This is a genomic window from Pseudomonas fluorescens, assembly GCF_000968015.1.
Taxonomy (GTDB): domain Bacteria; phylum Pseudomonadota; class Gammaproteobacteria; order Pseudomonadales; family Pseudomonadaceae; genus Aquipseudomonas; species Aquipseudomonas fluorescens_W.
This window is the reverse complement of the sequence record NZ_LACH01000104.1, coordinates 1-5,022: the sequence shown is the minus strand read 5'-3', so window position 1 is coordinate 5,022 and position 5,022 is coordinate 1. Positions and strand designations below refer to the sequence as shown.

Here is a 5,022-nt window from a genome sequence, read left to right as displayed (position 1 = left end):
TGGGCGCACACAAAAAAGCCCACTTAACGTGGGCTTGTTGTTGAGTGTTCGGCCTTCAGGCATAGCTCCTGAGGGCGGCTGGCGGAATGAAAGCCTCAAGCTCATCTTCCACCGCTTCGATTATGCGTTCTACATCCGCAGCATTCATTACCGTCGCGCAAGGAATGCCGGCGATGGCGATCATGGTCTCGCCACTGGCACGGTCAAAAAGACGGGCAATCATGCTGCCCGGCGCATCCATGCTCGCCTCGAAACCCATGGGATGAAAATGCCAGCGCATCAGCTGGCAGGCGTTTGGAAAGGTGACTTTACTGAACCCTTTATTCATATGTAGCCCGCCTCATTCATCGAGCGCTTCCTTTAGCTCATGGTAGGAGGGAAGAGCCTTCAATGGCTCAACCGGTGACTGCCTTTAAAAGTAGCATCCAGATGTGAAATTAATGTGGATTTTTCAGGCCGTTTAGCGATTGGTTCAGTTTTTTTGATGCGGGTCACTGAAATCGCCGGTGTCGCGCAGTTGGTCACCACTGGTTGGTCATTGAAGCCGAGACGGAATTTCGGCAAGCTCGGCTTTTTCTCGCCGAGTCCTTTATGCACGCCGATGATGATGGTCCGCTGCAAACCCAGGCCACGGGCGACACGGTGATGCGTTATCACTTGCGCTGGAAACACCGGGACCTGGACGGAGTGATGGCGCTCTATCACCCAGAGATTCAGTACAGTGATTTTTTCCAGAACCGTGTGATGGGGCTGTCCGAATTACGTGAATACGTGCGCAGCAGTATGCCCCGCGATCCCGATGAAGCCCTGGAGCACTCGGACCGTATTCGTCTGGACGGCAACACGGCGTTCATTCAGTACCGTATAACCCTTCGCGGCGGTGAAGGCCTGGTGTCGTTCCGGGCCAGCGAGGCGATTACCGTCCGTGACGGACTGATCTGGCGGGTCAACGAATACGCCTCGCTGGTGCATGAACAGCCCTCCAGCAAGGTCGCCAGCAGCCAACGCCCGGCGGTCAGTCGACTGGGGCTATCCGCACGCCAGCTGAGTTTCATGGCTGAAGACTTGCAACAGTATTTTCAGCGCCAACAACCTTATCTCGATCCCGAACTCGACCTGCAACGGGTGGCGAAGGAGTGCGGGTACAGCCGCAATCAGATTTCCTACCTGCTGAATCAGGTGCTTGGCCAGAGCTTCTATCGATACGTCAACCAGGCGCGCCTGCAGCATTTGCTCGCGGCACTGGATAACGCCACGCCGCCACTGCGTATCGACGAACTGGCGTTTGCCGCCGGGTTCAATTCGCTGTCGGCGTTTTATAGCTGCTTCCGTCAGCACACCGGCCAATCGCCCAAGGCCTACGTAAAACAAATTTCTTTGCGTGCACGCGCGCAAGACAGCCTCTAAGCCCACGCACTAGGATCGACGCCATCGAAGTTTGAGTGGCGGAGTCTTGCATGCCAGCGTGGCGCACTATCAGTTTGTGGATGGATCAACTCGACGAGCCATTATTGGCGCGTCCAGCGCTGGAACAGGATCTGGACGTCGACGTCGCCATCATTGGCGCGGGATACACCGGGCTCTGGACCGCGTACTACCTCAAACGCCAGGCGCCCGACTTGAGCATTGCCATCGTTGAAGCGCAAACCGCCGGTTTTGGCGCCTCGGGGCGTAACGGGGGCTGGCTGATGGGCAATGTGCTGGGCGAAGACCGCTTGCTCGCTGACCTGTCGCCCGAACAGCGCCGGGCTTCGTTCGATTTGCTGCACGGCATTCCGGATGAAGTCGGGATTGTCCTTGAACGTGAAGACATCGACTGCGATTACCGCAAAGGTGGGGCGCTGTATTGCGCTGCACGCTACCCGGAGCAGGAAGCCAGCCTTCGGCACTATCTCGACACGCTCTATCGCCAGGGTTTGACCGAAAGCGATTACCGCTGGCTCAGCCCCGAGCAGTTGGCGCAACAGATCAGAGTCGCCAAACCTTATGGCGGTATCTATGCACCGCACGTCGCGACCATTCACCCGGCAAAGTTGGTGCGAGGTCTGGCTCGGACGGTGGAGAAAATGGGCGTCAGGATTTACGAGAACAGCCCGGTCACCCAGTGGCAATCGGGTGGACTGCGCACGTCGAAAGCCTCGGTTCGCAGCCGTTGGATCGTGCCGGCGGTCGAAGGTTACTCGGTCACCTTGCCACCTTTGGGGCGTTATCAGCTGCCGGTGCAAAGCTTGATAGTGGCTACCGAGCCGCTATCCGCTGCGACGTGGGACGAAATCGGCCTGAGTCGCGGCCAGGCCTTCAGCGAAAACAGTCGCCAGGTCACTTACGGTCAGCGCACGGCTGACAACCGGTTGGTGTTCGGCGCGCGGGGCGGTTATCAGTTCGCTGCCAAGTTGCGTCATGACTTCGACTTGACCACCAGCGAAGTGGAGCTGCGACGTTATCTGTTTGGCGAACTCTTCCCGCAGCTCAAGAACGTGCGGATTACCCATGCCTGGGGCGGCAACCTGGGGATGTCCCGGCGTTTCAAGCCGCACATGCTGAGCGATCAGGCCAGCGGCATCGCCTTGTCGGGTGGTTATGGCGGGGAGGGCGTCGGTGCCAGCAACCTGGGTGGCCGGACGCTGGCCGACCTGATTCTGCAGCGCGACACCGAGCTGGTTCGCCAGCCGTGGGTCATCCAGGGAGGGCTCGACGCGCTCAGGGCCTGGGAGCCTGAACCCTGCCGCTGGCTCGGTTACAACGCGATCATCCGCAGCTTCGTCCACGAAGACCAGACCCTGGCCAACCCGGCCACCGCACCCTGGCGTCGCAAACTGGCCACTGGTATTGCCGGTTTCATGGAAGGTTTCATGCAGTAAACGGTGCGCTCTTCATCTATAGGCTCAATCGACAGGTACTCCCATGAGCATCACGCAATTCAAGAACACCGCAACCCTGAAGCTGGAAGAGTCGAATCCGGTCGCCGTGCCGCTGGGCACGCCCGTGGCAGTGGCCTCGACCACCAGTGTCGAACGCGACGATGGCGTCGAAACCGGCGTCTGGGAATGCACGCCCGGCCGCTGGCGGCGGCAGATCGTCGCCCAGGAGTTCTGTCACTTCATTCAGGGGCGCTGCACGTTTACCCCGGATGACGGTGAAATCCTGCACATAGAAGCCGGCGATGCACTGATGTTGCCGGCCAACAGCCTCGGCATCTGGGATATCCAGGAAACCGTGCGCAAGACCTACGTTTTGATTTTTTGATCCTTTGATTGCCTGCCAACAAAAACAAGCCCATACAGGAATCGACTCATGATCCGAAAGACACTGGCTCTGGCTCCACTTGCGCTCTTCGCGACCCTCGGCCACGCGGCCGAGATCGTCAAGATTTACAACTGGTCGGAATACATCGCTCCGGACACCACCAAAAACTTCCAAAAAGAAACCGGCATCGCGTTCAGTTACGACGTCTTCGACAGCAATGAAACCCTCGACGGCAAATTGATGACCGGCAAATCCGGTTATGACGTGGTTTTCCCGTCCAACCACTTCATGGCGCGGCAGATTCAGGGCGTGGCGCTGAAGAAACTCGACAAGAGCCAACTGCCGAACTGGAAGAATCTCAACCCGGCGCTGCTCAAGGCCTTGCAAACCAACGATCCGGGCAACGAGCACGGCTTCCCGTACCTTTGGGGCAGCACCGGCATCGGTTACAACATCGCCAAGGTCAAGGCCGTGTTGGGTGCTGACGCGCCAGTGGACTCCTGGGATCTGATTTTCAAACCCGAAAACATGCAAAAGCTGCAGAAGTGCGGCGTGGCCATCCTCGACAACGGCCCCGAACTGTTGCCGGCGGCACTGAACTACCTGGGCCTGCCGCATCACAGCACAAACCCGGAAGACTACAAAAAGGCTGAAGCGCTGCTGATGAAAGTCCGCCCGTATGTCAGCTATTTCCACTCGTCCAAGTACACCAGCGACCTGGCCAATGGCGACATCTGCGTGGCCGTCGGCTTCTCTGGTGACATTCTGCAAGCCGAAAACCGCGCGAAAGAAGCCAAGAACGGCGTCGACATCGGCTATTCAATTCCCAAGGAAGGCGCCGCCATCTGGTTCGACATGGTCGCCATGCCGGTAGACGCCCCGGACGAAAAGGCCGGCTACGCCTTCATGAACTACCTGCTGCGCCCGGACGTGATGGCCAGCATCAGCAACTACGTGCACTACGCCAACGGTAACGAACAGGCCGACAGCCTGATCGACCCGGCGATCAAGAACGACACCAAGGTCTATCCGAGCCCGGAGATGATGGGGAAATTGTTTGCGCTGGAGGCGATGCCGCTGAACATCGACCGGGTTCGTACGCGGGTGTGGAACAAGATTCGTACCGGGAGTTGAGCCTTCATATTTTGTAGTCATTGGGTGCCCGTCGGGTTGACTGACACGCTGTAGATTCCAGGGCTCCTTTCAATGGTCAGGAGGCAATGGAATGCCTGGTTTTACAAACGCGGGTCAGCTGCGCGCTGGTCGTTTCTCTGAGTCCGGACGTATTTATCTGCTAACGGCTGTCGTTGACCAACGGCAGCCGTTTTTTGTTGATTGGCGACTGGGGAGGTTGGTCGTTCAGGCGTTGCGTCAGGCGCAGGAGCAGGGTTGGGGCGACTTTCTGACGTGGGTTGTGATGCCGGATCATATGCATTGCCTGGTGCAGCTGCATGACAAGACACTGGCGGAGCTGATGTGCCGCATAAAATCCCGGAGCGGTTTGGCGGTTAATCAGGCGTTAGGGCGGAGAGGGCGCCTCTGGCAAAAGGGGTATCACGATCGTGCCGTTCGGCGAGAGGAAGATGTGAAGGCGCTTGCCCGGTATGTCGTGGCCAATCCGATCCGAGCAGGACTGGTGACACGGGTTCATGACTACCCACTTTGGGATGCGTGTTGGTTGTGAGTATCTGACGACTGCTGCGCAGCCGAACGCAGGCTGCGCCAGCTGCTACAGGTTTCGCGTACGCCGCAATCCTTGTAGATACCGTCTTGAAC

General features: G+C 58.3%; 7 protein-coding genes. 5 read left to right on the top strand and 2 right to left on the bottom strand.

Features of this window, described 5'->3' with window-relative positions; genetic code table 11:
- Window positions 1-55: 55 nt before the first annotated feature.
- Window positions 56-328, bottom strand: coding sequence for a DUF1652 domain-containing protein (locus tag VD17_RS30500; RefSeq protein ID WP_008156356.1), 273 nt, complete (start codon window positions 326-328; stop codon window positions 56-58).
- A 59-nt stretch (window positions 329-387) separates the two neighbouring features.
- Window positions 388-621, bottom strand: a complete 234-nt coding sequence (locus VD17_RS32415) for a hypothetical protein (RefSeq protein ID WP_185753264.1) — start codon at window positions 619-621, stop codon at window positions 388-390.
- Between VD17_RS32415 and VD17_RS30495 the strand changes: the two genes are divergently transcribed.
- From VD17_RS30495 to VD17_RS30475, 5 genes are all read left to right on the top strand, one after another.
- Window positions 592-1,407, top strand: coding sequence for a helix-turn-helix transcriptional regulator (locus VD17_RS30495; protein ID WP_033054956.1), 816 nt, complete (start codon window positions 592-594; stop codon window positions 1,405-1,407). The genes VD17_RS32415 and VD17_RS30495 overlap by 30 nt on opposite strands.
- Before the next feature lie 50 nt (window positions 1,408-1,457).
- Window positions 1,458-2,861, top strand: a complete 1,404-nt coding sequence (locus VD17_RS30490) for an NAD(P)/FAD-dependent oxidoreductase (RefSeq protein WP_046057077.1) — start codon at window positions 1,458-1,460, stop codon at window positions 2,859-2,861.
- 43 nt (window positions 2,862-2,904) lie between these two features.
- A complete protein-coding gene (locus tag VD17_RS30485) occupies window positions 2,905-3,246 on the top strand; it encodes a cupin domain-containing protein (protein ID WP_046057076.1) in 342 nt (113 codons plus the stop codon).
- A 48-nt stretch (window positions 3,247-3,294) separates the two neighbouring features.
- Window positions 3,295-4,380: a polyamine ABC transporter substrate-binding protein gene (locus VD17_RS30480; RefSeq protein WP_046057075.1), complete on the top strand. Its 1,086-nt coding sequence runs from the start codon at window positions 3,295-3,297 to the stop codon at window positions 4,378-4,380.
- A 91-nt stretch (window positions 4,381-4,471) separates the two neighbouring features.
- A complete protein-coding gene (locus VD17_RS30475) occupies window positions 4,472-4,930 on the top strand; it encodes an REP-associated tyrosine transposase (protein WP_046057074.1) in 459 nt (152 codons plus the stop codon).
- The last annotated feature ends 92 nt before the right edge of the window (window positions 4,931-5,022 follow it).